The sequence below is a fragment of the Bradyrhizobium sp. S3.12.5 genome (genome assembly GCF_040548225.1).
Classification (GTDB): Bacteria; Pseudomonadota; Alphaproteobacteria; order Rhizobiales; family Xanthobacteraceae; genus Bradyrhizobium; species Bradyrhizobium cytisi.
The window spans coordinates 26,401-43,048 of record NZ_JBEPRF010000015.1 but is presented as its reverse complement, the minus strand read 5'-3'; the positions used below and the strand labels follow the sequence as shown (position 1 = coordinate 43,048).

The 16,648-nt window shown below is 65.8% G+C and carries 14 protein-coding genes; 10 read left to right on the top strand and 4 right to left on the bottom strand.

What is annotated here, in order from left to right; translation table 11 throughout:
• Window positions 1–24: 24 nt before the first annotated feature.
• Complete coding sequence (locus ABIC09_RS22710) at window positions 25–1,218, bottom strand: CaiB/BaiF CoA transferase family protein (protein ID WP_354110611.1); 1,194 nt, start codon at window positions 1,216–1,218, stop codon at window positions 25–27.
• Window positions 1,219–1,421: 203 nt separating this feature from the next.
• On the opposite strand from ABIC09_RS22710, the gene ABIC09_RS22705 reads away from it, so the two are divergent.
• Window positions 1,422–1,961 (top strand): tetratricopeptide repeat protein, encoded by a 540-nt coding sequence (locus ABIC09_RS22705; RefSeq protein WP_354110610.1) that lies wholly within the window; start codon window positions 1,422–1,424, stop codon window positions 1,959–1,961.
• Between the two features lie 113 nt (window positions 1,962–2,074).
• On the opposite strand, the gene ABIC09_RS22700 is transcribed toward ABIC09_RS22705, so the two are convergent.
• Complete coding sequence (locus tag ABIC09_RS22700; protein WP_354110609.1) at window positions 2,075–2,671, bottom strand: prepilin peptidase; 597 nt, start codon at window positions 2,669–2,671, stop codon at window positions 2,075–2,077.
• Between the two features lie 4 nt (window positions 2,672–2,675).
• A complete protein-coding gene (gene gspD / locus ABIC09_RS22695) occupies window positions 2,676–5,060 on the bottom strand; it encodes a type II secretion system secretin GspD (protein ID WP_354110608.1) in 2,385 nt (794 codons plus the stop codon).
• Window positions 5,061–5,198: 138 nt separating this feature from the next.
• On the opposite strand from gspD, the gene ABIC09_RS22690 reads away from it, so the two are divergent.
• From ABIC09_RS22690 to gspM, 9 genes are read left to right on the top strand one after another with little or no spacing between them, the layout of a single operon-like run.
• Window positions 5,199–6,884, top strand: a complete 1,686-nt coding sequence (locus ABIC09_RS22690) for a GspE/PulE family protein (RefSeq protein ID WP_502917692.1) — start codon at window positions 5,199–5,201, stop codon at window positions 6,882–6,884.
• 4 nt (window positions 6,885–6,888) lie between these two features.
• On the top strand, window positions 6,889–8,100 hold the full coding sequence (locus tag ABIC09_RS22685) for a type II secretion system F family protein (RefSeq protein WP_354110606.1): 1,212 nt from the start codon (window positions 6,889–6,891) through the stop codon (window positions 8,098–8,100).
• 25 nt (window positions 8,101–8,125) lie between these two features.
• Entirely contained in the window at window positions 8,126–8,581 is a 456-nt protein-coding gene (gene gspG / locus ABIC09_RS22680) for a type II secretion system major pseudopilin GspG (RefSeq protein ID WP_354110605.1), read from the top strand.
• Window positions 8,544–9,053 (top strand): prepilin-type N-terminal cleavage/methylation domain-containing protein, encoded by a 510-nt coding sequence (locus tag ABIC09_RS22675; protein WP_354110604.1) that lies wholly within the window; start codon window positions 8,544–8,546, stop codon window positions 9,051–9,053. The genes gspG and ABIC09_RS22675 overlap by 38 nt, the downstream gene beginning before the upstream one ends.
• Entirely contained in the window at window positions 9,031–9,429 is a 399-nt protein-coding gene (locus tag ABIC09_RS22670) for a type IV pilus modification PilV family protein (protein WP_354110603.1), read from the top strand. Before ABIC09_RS22675 ends, ABIC09_RS22670 begins: the two co-directional genes overlap by 23 nt.
• Window positions 9,430–9,461: 32 nt before the next feature.
• A complete protein-coding gene (locus tag ABIC09_RS22665) occupies window positions 9,462–10,178 on the top strand; it encodes a hypothetical protein (RefSeq protein ID WP_354110602.1) in 717 nt (238 codons plus the stop codon).
• On the top strand, window positions 10,175–11,119 hold the full coding sequence (locus tag ABIC09_RS22660) for a type II secretion system minor pseudopilin (RefSeq protein WP_354110601.1): 945 nt from the start codon (window positions 10,175–10,177) through the stop codon (window positions 11,117–11,119). The genes ABIC09_RS22665 and ABIC09_RS22660 overlap by 4 nt, the downstream gene beginning before the upstream one ends.
• A gap of 1 nt (window position 11,120) precedes the next feature.
• Window positions 11,121–12,158: a PilN domain-containing protein gene (locus ABIC09_RS22655; RefSeq protein ID WP_354110600.1), complete on the top strand. Its 1,038-nt coding sequence runs from the start codon at window positions 11,121–11,123 to the stop codon at window positions 12,156–12,158.
• On the top strand, window positions 12,155–12,760 hold the full coding sequence (gene gspM / locus ABIC09_RS22650) for a type II secretion system protein GspM (protein ID WP_246229856.1): 606 nt from the start codon (window positions 12,155–12,157) through the stop codon (window positions 12,758–12,760). The genes ABIC09_RS22655 and gspM overlap by 4 nt, the downstream gene beginning before the upstream one ends.
• Before the next feature lie 9 nt (window positions 12,761–12,769).
• Here the strand turns inward: gspM and ABIC09_RS22645 are convergent, their stop codons facing one another.
• Window positions 12,770–16,348, bottom strand: a complete 3,579-nt coding sequence (locus ABIC09_RS22645) for an autotransporter domain-containing protein (RefSeq protein WP_354110599.1) — start codon at window positions 16,346–16,348, stop codon at window positions 12,770–12,772.
• Window positions 16,349–16,648: the final 300 nt, after the last annotated feature.

Below are 16,648 nucleotides of genomic sequence, written 5' to 3'. Positions count from 1 at the left end.
GGAACCTGGTCTAAGGTCAATCGCCTAGACAACCTTGGCTTGTCGAAGTCCGGCGATTTCGCTGTCGCTGAAACCGAACTCGTTGAGCACCTCCTCGGTGTGCTCGCCGAATTCCGGCGGCCGCGCCACCATCTTGCTTGGCGTACGCGACAGCGTGACGGGCTGGCCGACCAGGCGGATATGGCGGTCTTCTTCGTTCGGCACGTTCTGGGCGATGCCGAGATGCCTGACCTGGGCGTCCTCGAACACCTGGTCGATGGCGTAGATCGGCCCGCAGGGCACACCGGCCTCGTTGAATTCGCGTACCCAGGTCTCGGTCGACTTCGTCACTGTGCGCTTCTCGATCTCGGCGTTGAGCGCATCGCGGTTTTTGGAACGGGCAGAGGCTGTCGCATAATCGGGATGGCTGTAGAGTTCCGGCGCGCCGATCGCCTGGGCACAGCGCTCCCAGATCCGCCCGCCTGTCGTGGCGATGTTGATGTAGCCGTCCGAGGTCTTGAACACGCCGGTCGGGATGCTGGTCGGATGGTTGTTGCCGGCCTGCTCGGCGACTTCCTTCTCCATCAGCCAGCGCGCGGCCTGGAAGTCGAGCATGAAGATCTGGGCCTGGAGCAGCGATGTCTGCACCCATTGGCCCTTGCCCGAAATCTCGCGCTCGAGCAGCGCGGTGAGGATGCCCATGGCGCAGAACAGGCCGGCCGTCAGGTCCGCGACGGGAATGCCAACTCGCATCGGGCCTTCCCCCGGCGCGCCCGTGATCGACATCAGCCCGCCCATGCCCTGCGCGATCTGATCGAAGCCCGGGCGCTTGTGATAGGGGCCGTCCTGGCCGAAGCCGGAGATGCTGCCATAGACGATGCGCGGGTTGATCTCGCGCAGCGTCTCATAGTCGATGCCGAGCTTCTTCTTCACGTCGGGGCGGAAATTCTCGACCACGACGTCGGCCTTGGCGGCGAGGCGCTTGAACACGGCAAGCCCCCGCTCGTCCTTCAAGTTCAGCGTCATGGCCCGCTTGTTGCGATGCAAATTTTGGAAATCGGAGCCCCGACGCGGGCCGCCCGGCTGTTCGCCGCCGGAATCCTCGGTCAGCGCGTCGATCTTGATCACCGTGGCGCCCCAGTCAGCGAGCTGCCGCACACAGGTCGGCCCCGACCGGACGCGGGTCAGATCGAGCACGGTGAAGCGCGACAGGGCTTCGGAAGCGTGAGGAGAGGGCATATTGGCGCTCCGGGGATAAACTGCGAGCCCACCATAGTGTCTAAAGGTCATGCGGCAAGCGCCGACTGTCGCAGCCAGCCATGCGCCACTTTGAGAAAATCTCGTGGAACGAGCCTCTGCGCGGGCCATCTGCGCTCCCCGTTCAACCGCCGCTCTGGATTCCGTCACATCGCGGGACTAGGCTTGTGCGCATGTGGAACGGCATGACATTTTTCAGCATATGCGATTGTGGATTCCGGCGCCGGGGCGGGCTGCTTCGGTGGGCCGGGTGGGCTGTCGCGCTGCTGCTGTTTCTGCGCGCGATCCCGCTCCAGGCCCAGTCGCTCGGCCAGGGCTTGTCCGCCTTTCAGCGGCAGGACTATGTGACGGCATCTCGCGTGTTCATCCCGCTCGCCGAGCGCGGCAATGCGGGGGCGCAGTCCTATCTCGGCTTGCTGTTCGAGACCGGCCGTGGCGTGCCGCAGAGCTATACGGAAGCGGCGATGTGGTACCGCCGCGCGGCGGAGCAGGGTGATAGCCGCGCGCAATATTCGCTCGGGCTGCTCTACGATCGCGGCTTTGGCGTGCCGCAGGATATCGTCGAAGCCTCGAAATGGCTGAACTTGGCGACTGCCGCATCGCCGCCGCGGGTGCGCGAGGCCCGGGCGCGGATCCGTGATGCGGTCACCACCAAAATGACGCGCGGAGAGATCGCCCAGGCTCGCCTGCGGGCACTGGAATGGGCGCCGAGCCGCGAGCACTGACGGGCTTGCCCACGGTCCGTCCGGCAAAAAGCCGAAAACAAGCCCATGCACAGTAGGGGACGGCCGCAGGCAAATTGCGCCCTTACGAAGATTTATCGTCATCGTGTCAAGCCTTAGCCGGGCCAACCGCCGAGCCGGTTCAGATACCAGGTTTCGCCCAGCCAGCCGATCCAGATCGACGGCGCCAGGAACAGGCCGAACGGCAGGAAGGCGGTCCCGCGCAACGGTTTCCTTTGCAATGCCGTATTGGCGACATAGGCCCCGATCGCGAGCAGCGCCGCGAGTTCGATCACCGCGGCCACCGTCGCAAGGTCGAGCCAGGCCCCGCTGATGGCGGCGAGCTTGACGTCGCCGAGCCCGAGTCCGTTGCGGCCGCGCCAATACCGATAGGCCACCATCAGGAGCAGCAGCGGAAGCGCCACGGTCACGGCGCGCGCGACCGGCCAGAGCAGCGCCTCGGCGCCCATATCGGGCACGAAGGCGGCGGCGCGGAGCAGGGCGAGCGCGAAAGCGGCCCCGGTCAGCTCATTCGGGATCAGATAATGGCGGGCATCGTTTGCGGCGATGGCGAGCATGAGAGCGGCCAGAAACGCGCCATAGAGGCCTTCCGCGGCGGGGGCCGTGACGAGGCTTGCGAACACGGCGACGAGCAGCGCGAGGCTGAGGACGAGCGGGGTACGTATCCCATCATGCGCGTCTTCCCCGGTCACGCCGTCAGCGCGCAGTCTTGGGGGGGCTGACGGTGACCACGGGATTGCTGGTCCCGACCAGGCGACTGTTCATCTTGCTGCGCATCTCCTCGGCGATGACGTGCGCATCGACCCCGTCCTTGATGACGGTCGGGCGGATGAACAGGATCAGCTCGGTCCGTGCGCGTGCGGTGGTCTGGTGCGAGAAGGCGTCCCCCATGCCTGGAATGGAATCCAGGATCGGCAGGCCCTGGCGCTGCTTGTTTTCGGTCTCGCTGATCAGGCCGGCGAGCAGCACGGTCTGTCCGCTCGTTACCGCGATCGAGCTCTTGACCCGGCGCTGCGAGATCGTTGGGGTCAGCGAGTTGGCACTGCCGGCGGCCACGCTCGAGATTTCCTGCTCGATATCGAGCACGACATTGCCGTTGGCATTGGCGCGCGGCAGCACGCGCAGGATGATGCCGGTGTTCTTGTAGTCGATGGTGTTGACCACGGTGTTGTTGGCGGTCAGCACCGTTGCGGTGCCGGTCGAGAACGGCACCTGGTCGCCGACTTGCAACGTCGCCGGCTGGTTGTCGAGCACCACCAGCGACGGGTTCGACAACACCTTGACATTGGTGACGCCGTGCAGCGCGTCGAGAATGACCCGCGGCGAGTTTTCCGAGCCGATCAGGAAGTTGAAGCCCGGCAAGACACGTCCGAGCAGCGCGCCGGACGCGGCGTTGACGGCGTTGGACGCCGCTTCGACGGCACCGCTGCCAACAGTCGCGGCATTGCTGACGCCGGAGATGGTGTTGGAGATCGAGCCCTTCTGGCTCGCCAGGAAGAACTGCACGCCGTAGTTCAACTGGTCGTTCAGCGTCACCTCGGCGATCGTCGCCTCGATCGCGATCTGGCGCTGCGGCCGGTCGATCTGGCGTATCGTCTGCTCGACGACGCGCTGTGCGTCCTGGTTGGCATAGACGAGAACGGCATTGTTGGTGACGTCGGCGGTGATCCGCACGTTCTGCAGGATGCCGTTGATGCCGGACTTCGCGCCATTGCCGTTGCCCGACAATCCACCGGCGCTGTTGTCCAGCGCAGGTGTTGTGGCCGCGGCAGGCGCGGGGCGGGCGCTGAATGATGATCCCGGAGCTCCGGTGACCGGGGTCGCGGCGCCGGACGCAGCCGTCGGCAGTGCGCTCAGTGAGGCGACAGGATTAGTTGAGGTCGACGTCGCGATGCCCGCACCGGGCGCGACCTGGCTCGACCCGCTGTCGAGCGTCGAGCTGCTCGTCGCGCTCTGGTTGAACAGCATGTCGTTGAGCATCGCCACGACGAGCTTGGAATTGCCGTAGCGCAACGGATAGGATTTCAGGTTCACGCCGTCGGTATCGGAACGGTCGAGCCGCGCAATCCAGGTCTGCGCGCGCTTCAGATATTCCGGCTTCTGGCTCACCACGAGGATCGAGTTGAGCCGTGCGATCGGCTGGAGCTTGATGACGTTCTGGCCCATGCCGCCTTCGCCGGAGTCCATGATCTTCTCGATCTCGGCGATGACAGGCTCGGGCGAGGAATTGCGCACAGGGAAGATGCCGACCGATTGTCCACGCATCCAGTCGGCGTCGAATGACAGAATTGTGTCGACCGCAGTCGCCCGGTCCGTTCCGCTGCCGCTGACGATCAGGGTGTTGCGGGAATTGTCGGGGCGCATGGTCGAGGCTTTCACGCCGAAAGCATCGAGCAGCTTGAAGATGTTCTGTGCCGACGTGTAGCGCAGCGGCACAACGGTGATGCCCTGGCCGGCTTCGGTGCTTGCCGAGCGGTCGATGCCGCCGGGCCCGGCCTCCGGCGCCGGTAGCAGGCGATAACCGGTGCGGTCGCGCACCAGCGCCACGCCGGACATGCGCAGCGCATTCTCCAGCACATAGACCGCATCCGCCTTGGGCACCGGACGCACCGAGGCGAGCGTCACGGTCCCCTGCACGCGGGGATCGATGGTGTAGCCAACGTTGAGTACGTCACCGAGGATGACCTTTGCGACGGTCGCCACTGGGGCGTTCTCGAAATTGAGATCATAGCCACTGCCGCCGCCATCGTCGCGCTCGACAAGACCGCCGCCCTGCGGCGATGCACCATCGCTGAGATAGATCGCAGGTTTGGACGATTTCGCCTGACCGATGCCGCTTGCCCCTGCATCCGCAGGTTGCCGCGGCTGGAGATCGAGGGCGCGGATTTTGTCGACAAGATCCTGGGCGCGCGGATCCTTGGGGTCCGCTTCGACGGATTGGTCGGCTGTGACGATGCAGGCGGTGAGCAGGAACGCGGACGACAAAAGGACAAGCGTACCAGTCAACGCTGAGCGCAGGCGCAAAAGCGGCTGGACCACTTCAAACAAGATACGCCTACCAACGCTGCGAGAATAAAGCATCCGATCCCCCTTGGCTCGGACGCGCAATAATTTGCCGCACGATTATGTTTTTGCTAAGAAATAAGTCAAGGGCAAAGGACCTTCCGTGCTCCGCCAAAGCTGTTGTATTCAAGTAACAAGGTCAACGCTGTGAATGCGATGCGCGACCGTTCCGCCGATAGCTTCAGGCAGCACCTCCTGGAAAAATATTCGCTGCCGCCGCGAGCGCATGCCCGTGTGGAACGGTCGGCCAATCCGGCACTGACGCGTCCGCTGCGTGAATTTTGGGAGGCTACTGATCTGTCGGCGGCGGAGTTCGCCGACGAGCTGTCCGATTATTTTGCTCTGCCGCGCATGAGCCTTCCGCAACTGCTCACGACCACGCCTCGACTCGAAGGTTTTTCGCGGCGATTTTTGCGAGAATCCACCATCTTTCCCTTTGGCGCGCCGGATGGAGGATTTCGCCTGGCTGTTGCCGATCCCTCCGACACGGCGGCCATTCGTGCAGCGGAAATCGTGTTCGGAACGCCGGTCGATGTCGTCGTAGCGTCATATGAGGACATTACGACGGTCCTGGATCAGCGAGCCGATGCCGACGATGCGAATGCAGACCAAAGCAACGGCCGCACGGCGCAGTCCGACGACGACATCGAGAGCCTGCGCGATCTCGCCAGCGGTGCGCCGGTGGTGCGCGCGCTCAACGATCTCCTGGAGCGCGCGGTCGATCTGCGCGCCAGCGACATCCATGTCGAGCCGTTCCGCGCTGGTCTGGTAGTGCGCATGCGCGTCGACGGCCTGTTGCGCGCACTACCGTCGCCGCACGGCATCCCGCCGCAGGCGCTGATCTCGCGCATCAAGATTCTCGCCAGCCTCAATATCGCCGAACGGCGATTGCCGCAGGACGGCGCGGCGCGTGTCCGCGTTGGACGCAGCGAGCTCGACGTCCGTGTCGCCACCATGCCGACGCAGCATGGCGAGAGCGCCGTGATCCGCCTGTTGCCACGAGACCGCGGCTTGCTGGAGATGAGCAAGCTCGGGCTCGGCGCGCGCGACGAGAACGTGATGACGCGGCTGCTCGCGATGCCGCACGGCATGATCGTGATCACGGGTCCGACCGGCAGCGGCAAGACCACGACGCTTGCCACCATGCTGTCGATCCTCAACGAGCCGACCCGCAAGATCCTCACCATCGAGGATCCCGTCGAGTACGAGATCCCCGGCATCAACCAGTCCCAGGTCAAGCCGTCGATCGGCCTGACCTTCGCGTCCGCCATGCGCTCTTTCGTGCGCCAGGACCCCGACGTGATCATGGTCGGCGAGGTCCGCGACGCCGAGACCGCGCATATCGCGATCCATGCCGCGCTCACTGGCCATCTCGTGCTGACGACGCTGCACACCGAGACCGCGGCTGCGGCCGTGCCGCGCCTGATCGATCTCGGCATCGAGGGTTTCCTGCTCAAGTCGACGCTGCGCGCCGTGGTGGCGCAGCGGCTGGTGCGAATGCTGTGCGATCGTTGCAAGGTGCCGCACGCGCTGACCGAGGCCGATTTCGCCAAGGACCCGCGCTTTGCCGTGATCGGCTTCAAGTGCGGCGAGGTCGTGCACGAGGCCGGCGGCTGCGAACGCTGCGGCGGCACCGGCTATCGCGGCCGCAACGGCGTGTTCGAGATCCTCGAAATGTCCGACGAGGTCCGTACGCTGATCGGGCCGCAGACTGACTCCCACTCCATCGACGCCGCCGCGATGCGGAGCGGCATGACGACGATGCTCGAGGATGCTGTCGCCAAATGCCGGGCCGGGTTGACGACGGTGCCTGAGGTCTTCCGCGTCACGACGGTGCGGTAGAACCATGCCGAACTATCGCTATCGCGCGCTCAATGCCAATGGCGAACTGGTCTCCGGGGCCATCGCTGCGCCCGCGTCTGGCGACGTGGCGCAGCGGATCGAGCGGCTTGGCCTGGTGCTGGTCGACAACGTCACGCCGGAAGAGGGCGGCGCGACGCGTGGCGCGCTCAGCCTCTTTAACAGGCCGAAGGCCGAGGACGTCACCATCTTCACCCGCGACCTCGCGCTGCTGCTGCGCGCCGGCGCCCGCATCAATGACGGGCTGGAGCTGCTCGCCGCCGATCCGGATTTCGGACGGCTGAGGTCCGTCGTCGCCGACATCCGCGCGCACGTCGTCTCCGGCGAGAGCTTTGGCGAGGCGCTGGCGCGACATGAGGGGCTGTTTCCACCGATGTACATCGCGCTGGTGCGGGTCGGCGAAGCATCGGGATCGCTGGATCAGGTGCTGGAGGTACTGGCCGGCGAACGCGCGCGCGGCGAGGCGCTGAAGCGGCGCCTGACGGATGCGATCCGCTATCCCATCTTCGTGCTCGGCGCGGCTGGCTGCGTGCTGCTGTTCTTCCTTACTTTTGTGCTGCCGCAATTTGCCAGCGTCTTGCAGGATTTCGGCGCCAAGGTCGATCCGATCGTCGGCGTGTTTCTGAACATCTCGACGTTTTTGCGCGGCAATTCAGAGGCGGTGCTGGCCGGGCTTGCTGCCACGATCCTCGCCGCTTGGTTGCTGTTGCGTCAGGAGCGCGTCCGCAGCGGCATGACCAATGCGATCACGCGGCTGCCGGCGATCCGCAACGTGATGCGCTCGTACCGCACGGCGCTGTTCTGCCGCAATCTCGGCTTGCTGCTCGGTAGCGGCGTCAACCTCACCACAACGCTGCGCATCCTAATCGACATGATGGCAACGACGGGCCCGTCCGCGGTCTGGAGCGATGCTGCCGACCGAGTCCGCCATGGCTCAAAGCTCTCCGACGCGCTCGCCGAAACGGACGCGCTGCCGGCGATGGCGGTGCGCATGCTGAGGCTCGGCGACGAGACGGGGCAGTTGCCGATGCTGTCCGGCCGGGTCGCCGAGTTTTATGAGGTGAAGCTGCAGCGTACGCTCGACCGCGCGGTCGGTATTGCGGGGCCTGCGGCGATCATCGCGATCTCGCTCGTTGTCGGCGGCCTGATCACATCGGTGATGACGGCGCTGATGTCGGTGAGCCAGATTGTCGGTTAGACGGGTGTAATGGGAGGGGCATGAAGTGACCAGATATCCATCGTCAAGGCGACGCCTGCGGCGCGCCCCCTGCGGAGAGGCCGGCTTCACCCTGGTCGAGATGCTCGTCGTCATCACCATCATCGGCATGATCATGGCGCTGGTCGGCCCGCGGGTGCTGAACTATCTCAGCGAGTCCAAGGCCAAGGCGGCGAAAATCCAGATCGAGAGCTTCTCCAGCGCGCTCGACCTCTACTATCTCGATCTCGGCCGCTACCCGACGTCGAATGAGGGCCTCACCGGGCTGACGCGCAGCAACAACCAGACCGGCTGGAACGGGCCTTACTTGCGCGGCGGCGTGGTGCCTAACGATCCCTGGGGCCACGTCTATGTCTATCGGTCGCCGGGCGCCAGCGGTCCCTATGACATTATCTCGCTCGGATCAGACGGTCAGGAAGGCGGCAGTGGAACGGCAGCCGACATTGTCAGCGGTGCACGCTAAGCCAGTTCGCGATGTGCAAGCCTTCGATGCACAAGGCTTCGCGCTGATCGAGATCCTGTGCGTGCTCGCGATCATCGGACTGCTTGCGGCGATCATTCTGCCGGCGATCCCGCGCTCGACGACGCGGGCGAAGCTCGAGAGTTACGCGGTCGAGACCGCGGCTTTGCTGAAATCCGATCGCAACAGCGCGCTGCGCCGTCAGGTCAGGGTCGCAACCCAGGTCGATGCGGAGGCGCGCGCGATCCGCTCCGGTGTCACTGGGCAGACCATCCGCCTGCCGCGCGACGTGGTCGTGGAGGCGACGCTGGCTTCGCGCTGCGCCGATCGCGCCACGGGGCGGTCGATCGATTTCTTTCCGTCGGGCATGTCGTGCGGCGGGACGATCGCGCTGGCGCGGCCCGGCATGGGTTATGAGGTGCGCGTCAACTGGCTGACCGGAGGCGTCGAGATTGTCCCGCAGAAGCTGCTCTGACGGCGCCGCCGGCTTCACGTTGATCGAGGCACTGGTCGCGCTCGCGATCATCGCCATCGTGCTCGGAACCATCGGCTCGGTCATATCAGTCACGACCAAGGGCACGCGCTCGATCGACCAGCACCTGGCGCTGGCCAGCACGGCCGAGACCCTGCTTGCGGATTTGCCGGCGCGTGGACTGCTGAAACCCGGCCGGCAGAGCGGGCAGCTCGCCGGCAGCCGCTGGCGCGTCGATATTGCGCCGATGAATGTTGCCGGCGGCAATCCCGCCACCGATCGCTTCGTGCCACTTGCAGTCAATTTGCGGCTCCAGCGCGCCGACGGTAGCGCGATCCTGGTTACGACGGTGAAGCTGGTGCCGAGGTCGACGCAATGATCCGCGCCAAGAAACGCGCCAAGAAACGCGTCATGAAACGTGTCATGAAACGCCTGCGCCGCGCCTGCGCTTCCGAGGCGGGCTTCACTCTGCTCGAAGTGCTGCTGGCGACGCTGCTGATGACCGTGATCCTGGCCGCGCTCGCGACGGTGACGGCACAGTGGCTGCCGAACTGGAATCGCGGTATTGCGCGGGTGCAGCGCGCGGAGCGCCTCGCCACCGGGCTCGACCGCATCGTCGCCGATCTCTCCGTCGCGGAGCAGATGACCGTGAACGGCGACGCCAGGGTGCCGCTGTTCGACGGTGCCGAATTATCGGTGACCTTCCTGCGCACCGCGCTCGGCCCGAGCGCGCGCCCGGGCCTGGAATTCATCCGCCTGATCGAGAAGGCCGACGCGCGGGGGTTGGCATTGGTGCGTGAGCGCGCGCCGTTTCAGCCGATGCCGACCGACGGACGGATCCGTTTCGTCGACCAGGTGGTGCTGATCCGCGCGCCGTTCCGCGTCAGTTTTGCCTATGCCGGGCCCGATAGGCAGTGGCAGCCGACCTGGCAGGGGCAGTCGCAACTGCCGGATCGCATCCGCATCACGGTGCGCGACGGCGCCACTGGTCAGGTGCTGGCGGTCTCGGCCGCCGTGCTGCTGCATATCACGGCGCCGGCCGAATGCGCGCGGGCCAAGAATCCGACGACCTGTGTGGCGGGCACAAGGCCGCAACAGGCGGAGAAAAAAGAGGATCAGCAGCTGTGAATGGCGCGGCGCAGGGTCGGGGAACACTTGGCCAGGAAATACTTGGCCAGGGAATACTTGGCGAAGAGCGCGGCTTCATCGTCATCGTGGTGCTCTGGATGCTGGCTGCGCTGGCCACGCTCGCGCTGATCTATCTGACCTATGTCACCAACACCGCGGTCACGGTCGCCGTTAACACCGACCGCTTGCAGGCCGATGCATTGATGAATGCGGGCCTCGAGCTCGCGGCCTACCGGCTGACCGCGCAAGGCGAGGCAACGCGCCCGACCAGCGGCACCTTCAATGCCCGCGTCGGGGCGGGCCGGGTGGCCGTGACGTTCCGCTCGGAGGCGGCACGCATCGATCTCAACATGGCGCCGAAAGCCGTCCTCGCAGGCCTGATGATGGGGCTCGGCGTCTCGGCGTCGGACGCGCCTGACTACGCCGACCGGATCCTGGCGTGGCGGTCGTCGACGGAGACCGGCCAGGACAATCCGGAAGATTCCTACTACCGCACGCTCGGCGCGCCCTACCTGCCGCGCCATGCGCCGTTTCCGCACAGCGATGAGCTGTGGCTGGTGCGCGGCATTCCGCCGGCGGTGATCGAGCACGTGCTGCCCTTCGTCACCGTGTTCAGCAACATGCGCAGCGTGAACGTGCTGGATGCCGCGCCGCAGGTGGTGGCGGCGCTGCCGAATATGACGCCGGAGACCCTGCAACGCCTGCTGCGCGACCGTGCCGATCCCAACCTGGACCCGCGGTCCCTGATTGGGCTCGCCGGCAGCGCCAGCGCGACGATCGAGGGCTCGAAGGCCTACCGCGTGACGGTTGCCGCCGAGGCGCCATCGCACCGGCAGAGCTCGGCCGAGATCGTCATCCTGCTTCTCGAAAGCGGCGATGAGCCTTATCGTGTATTGTCGTGGCACAATGCCTTCGACGGCTCCGCCGGAAAGCCTCTGTGAGATGAGCTCGCTCAGTTCCATTCGTACCATTGTCGACGCCTGGACCGGCACGGTGGCCGGTGCCATCGTCGCCGGACTGGAGCGGATGGTGTCGCCGCGCCTGGTACGGCTGATCGAGGACGAGAGCGGCACCTTCGCGCTGGAGGCTGCGAAGCTGGAGAACGCGGCGAAGGAGATCGCGTTCGAGGACGGCAAGTTTGCGGCCGCCAATCTGGCGCAGATCGTCCGCGGCAGCCGCGTCGAGATCGTGCTGCGGCCGGCGCGCTTCCTGTTCCGTCCGCTGGAGCTGCCGGCGCGCGCGGCCGATTTCCTCGACGGCATCGTGCGCGCGCAGATCGATCGGCTGACGCCGTGGAGCGCGGGCGACGCCGTGTTCGGTTGCAGCGCGCCGGTGGCGCAGGGCAGCGAGGGCATCACCACGATGATCGCGGCCGCACCGCGCCGGCTTGCGATGGGCTATGTCGAGGCGGTGTCCGGATTTCATCCGTCCGCGATCGCGGTTCTGACCGAGCCGGCCGAGGGCGGGCGCATCAAGGTGTTCGAGCAGAAGTCGCGCGGCGCGATCGACCCGGCGCGGTTGAGCCGGACGCTGCAGGCGGTGCTGGCCATCGCCGCGATCGCCGCCGTACTCGGTTCGATCTTCGCGGGCTATCTGGCCGACAGTTTGAGCGCGCAGGAGAGCGAGCTCGAGCGACAGATCACCCAACGCCGCGCCGCGATCCGCGGTGCCGACGGCGGCGAGCGATCGCCGCTGGCGCTGCTGGAGCGGCGCAAGTACGACACGCCGGCGAGCGTGATCGTGCTGGAATCGCTGAGCCGTCTGCTGCCCGACCACACCTACGTCACCGAGATGCATCTGGCCGGCAACAAGCTCCAGATTGCCGGCATCACCCGCGATGCGCCCTCGCTGATCCCGCTGATCGAGCAGTCCCAGCATTTTACCCGCGCGACCTTCTACGCCCCGACCACGCGCAGCTCCACCGATCCCGGCGAGCGCTTTCACATCGAGGCGCAGATCGAGCCGAGGAATGCGCCATGAAAAACGGCATGAAAAGCGGCATGAGCAGCGGCGGGATGGCAAGCGGAAACGCGGTCGCGCGGTGGCTCGCCGCCTCGCCGCTGATCGCGGTCACGCTCTATGTCGCGGTGACGGCCGGGCTGTTGCTGACGGCGGGCCTGTCGATCGCCGACGTCATCGCCCACCGCCAAGCCCTGGCGCAGACCTCCGACCTGCTCGACCAGCTGCGCGGCCGCAAGGGCGCCGCCAAGAATGCCGCGGCGATCTCGGCCGAACATCCCGGCACGCCGTTCCTGGAGGGACCGACGGTGACGGTCGCAGGCGCCAACCTGCTGCAGCGGGTTGCGGCCGCGGTCGCCAATGTCGGCGGCTCGGTGCAGTCCTCTCAGGTCGACGTCTCGGGCGCGCAACTGAAGGATGGCTTTGTCGGCCTCGTCGTCAGCTGTGAGCTGGAGCAGCCCGCGCTGCAGAAGGTGCTGTACGATCTCGAGGCCGGCATGCCGTTCCTGTTCGTCGATCAACTCGACGTCCAGGTGCCCCAAGCCACGGCCCTGAACGAGGCCAGCACCGGCCGCGTCAGGATGATTTTGGGTGTTTCCGGCCAGTGGCAGGCGGGGAAGTAGGGCACCGGCTCACCAGCTGTACTTGAGCACGCCCTTGCCGGAATAGCTGGTGACGTTGCCGGAGAACTCTCCGTCGAAGGTGCCGGCGATCGAGAAGCCGCTCAGCCATTTCATTTCCGCGCTGGCGCTGACAAGGGCGGAATCGGCGTCGACCCTGGCGCCGTTCACGGCGAAGCTCGCGCCTGGCAGGGTCTGGAATAGCGCGGTGACGGCGCGGCTCGGATTGTAGTCGTGCGCCCAGGCGGCGCGGCCGCGCAGGGTCAGCACGCCGTTCTGCATCGCATAGGATTTGTCGGTGCGCAGGCCGAGCTCGGAGCGGGTGTCGGTCAGCGACTGCGCGGCATAGTTCAGCGCGAACAGGCCACCGCCATTGAGGCTGACTTCGGAATAGTTCGGCAGGTTGAAGTTTGTCACCTGCGCGGCTGCGTAGGGTGTGATGCCGATCAGCGGGGTCGTGAAGCGATAGCCGCCCTCGAAGCGGGCCGAGAAGGTGTCGGCCTTGAACCGGCCCTGGAGCTGGTCGGCGCCGGCCAGCGCTACGGTGCGATTGGTGGTGACGTCGTGCCAGCCATAGGCCAGCGCGGCGGCGATATAGGCCGGGCCGAAATTGTGCCGGCCATAGACGCCGGCCTGGAACAGGTCCGCGGAGCCTGCGCCCATCGCGTTGGCAAGCGAGTAGTTCAGCCCGCCGCCGCCGAGCGAGAAGCCAACGAGCGTGTCCAGCGAAATCCGGTAGTCGGCGCCGGCCGCGCCGCCCCAGACCCGCGCGGTGAGGTCCTGCGAGGCGACCGCGGCATTCCCGCCGACCTGCGCCGAGCCGCCATAGCCGGCCGCCCAGACGCTCCAGCGATTGATCGGCTGCGACGACAGCAGCGGCGCCTTGGTCGCCATCGCAAAGGCCTCGCGCTCGCGCGCGGTGGCCAAGCGCATCGACGCATAGGCGGCCGGGTCATCGCTCTCGGCGTACTGCGCGACGCTGCCGGCCTTGGCGAAGCCGCCGCTGCGGCCCGCGATCGTTGGATCGAGCATCAAATTGAGGAACTGGCCGTCGGCGTTGATCGCGGACTGGATGATGCCGGTGCCGAGCTCGCCGGCGGCCGTGGTCAGCCCCGCGGGCGTCAGCGCGGCGAAGGCGGCGGGAATGCCGCCGGTCGCGTTGAAGAAATTAGTCAGCGTGTTGGCGACGTTCTGCTGGTTGACGGTGAGACCGCCGCCGCTCGGCGTGAAGTTGACGCCGATGTTGAGGAACACGTCGTTGCTGCCGTAGCTCAGCGTCGCGTTGATCGTCGGCATGTTGGAGACGACGGCCGAATTGAAGCTGGTGCCGCCGAAGCCGCCGGTCGCGGACAGGATCTTGTACTGCTTCTGGACCGTACCCGAGATGAAGTTCGCACTCACCGTCGCGCCGCCGAGCGTGGCTGTGCCAAGGACGTTGGCGAGGCTGGCAGTGGTGGAGGAGACCTGCACCAGATAAGTCGAGGCCGCGGTGAAGCTGAGGGGTCCGTTGACCGTCAGCGGAGCGAACGGGTTTGCCGCGCTGCCCGGCGCCAGCGTGCCGCCGCTGACGGCGACATTGCCGACGGTTCCGGAGCCTGCAAGCGTGCCGCCGGCGTTGACGGTCGTCGCACTCACGATCGAGCCGTTGACGACAAGCTTGCCGCCGTTCACGGTGGTCGCGCCGATATAGGTATTGGCACCGGACAGCGTCTGCGTGCCGCCGGCCATGGTGAGGCCGCCGCCGGCGCCGCCGTCGCCAATGACGCCGGCGAAGCTGCCGTTGCCGTTGGTGATGGTCAGCGTGTTGGCGCCGAGATTGACGTTGCCGGAGCCCGACAGCGACTTGATCGAGGTGCCGCCGCTCAGGCCCGAGATGTCGAAGATGCCGTTGGCGATGACGTTTGTCGAGGTCGCGATGCTGCCGTTGCCGCCGAAATTGATGAGATCCAGCTCGCCGCCGCTCGCGATCGTCGTGGTGCCGGTATAGGTGTTCGTGCCGTAAAGCTGTTGCGTGGCGCCGTTGGCGATTGCAAGGTTGCCGCCGGTGCCGCCGGCGATGCCGCCATCCTGGATCACGCCACCGAAAAAGCTGCCGTTGGTGATCGTCAGCGTCTTCGATCCCAACGCGACGATGCCCACACGCGCCAAGGAGAACAGCCCTGTAACCGATGTACCGGACGTGGTCTGGGAAATATCGAGCGTTGCTCCAACATTGGCGAAGCCGACGAACGCGGAGCTCGCGATCGATCCGCTACCCTTTAGCGCCAGCGTCGCGCCCGCGTCGATCTGGGTGGCGTTCGTATAGGTGTTCACGCCCGACAGCGTCTGAATTCCGTTGGAGACGTCGAATCCGCCAGTGCCTTGAATGACGCCCGCGAACTCGGTCGAGGCGTTGAGGACGACGAGCGCGTTGCTGCCGAGGTTCACGACGCCGCTGGAATTGCCGGCCAGCGTCGAGACGGCGGCAAAACTAAAGGGGACCGCGGAGATGTCGAGCGTCGCGTTCACGGTCACGAGGCTGGAGCTCTGGATGCTAGAGGAGCCCGACAATGCCAGCGTTCCGGCCGAGACCGTCGTCGCGCCCGTGTAGGTGTTGACGCCGGTCAGCGTCAGCGTGCCGGTGCCGACCTTGGTCAGTCCGCCGCCGCTGCCGGAGATCACGCCGTCGACCTGGGTCGAGGTGTTGAGGCTGCCGGTGGTGAGCGTGTTGGCGCCGAGCACGTAATTGCCCGCGCCTTCGATCGACCCGGACGTCAAGCCGCCGCTGGTCAGGCCGGAGATATCGACGGTGCCGCTGGCGTTGGTGATGAAGCGGGCGTTGCCGCCGGTGCTCGTGCCGGTGAAATTCGTGGTTGCGGCGTTGTTGGTGGTGATCGTGGCATTGCCAGCGGTGGCGGAGCCATCGAAGGTCACCGTGCCGTTGTTGGTGATGGCCGAGCTGGCGGCGGTGGTGTTGCTGTGGAAGTTCAGCGACGCTCCCGCGGCATTGCTGATCGTCGCGGTGCCGGCCGAGGCGCTGGTGAAGAAATCGATCTGGCCGTTGAGATTGTTGGTGATGAAGGCGCCGCCGGCCGAGCTGAAATCCTCGAACGTGACGAAGCTGTTGTTGGTGACGGTTACGTTTCCGGCCGTGCTGTTCTGGATGAAGTTGACGGTGCCGCCGGCATCGTTCGTGATAGTCACAGCCCCGGTGCCGCCGCTCGCAGTGCTGCTGTTCTGAAAGACCAGATTGTTGCCGGAGGTGACTTCGAAAGTCTGCGTGTTGCCCGAATTGTTGATGACACCCGCTGCGTTGATGATGAACGGGTTGAACAGCGTGAAGGCGTAGGCTTGCGCGGTGTTCGTGAACTGGAGCGTGCCGACGGTGACGATGCCGTTGAAGTTGTCGATCGAAGTGGCGCCGGTGCTGGTGAACGTCGCGGTCACGTCCGGCACGCTCGGGGGGAACGACCAGTTGGCGGGATCTGTCCAGTCGCTGCTGACGCCGCTCCAGGTGGCGTCCACGGCGTGCGCGGCGACAATGCCGAGCGCCGTGGTCGCGAGCAGGGTCGCCAGCGAGTGCCGGACGATGGCGCGCAGCCGGCGATCCATCCTTCCGCGCGCTATGATCGATCCTGCCATCGGCCTTCACAAACCGCCAAAATAAATCAACACAATCGAGCAAACAGCGTGCCCCGGCGCCATGATCTCATGGCGTCGCAACCGGCCGCAATGAACGGCCATCAATTTGTATAGAGTTCCCGGTCGTTTCGTTTGCAATTTCAGTGATCGTGGCCATTGGGCAACAATGTCATGCATCGCAACATGCCAGACGGCGCAGCCGTTCCAGCCAAGTCCAAAGGCAGGTCTAACGGGATGGCGGCGGGTTGATCGTGAGGCCTATCAGAACTA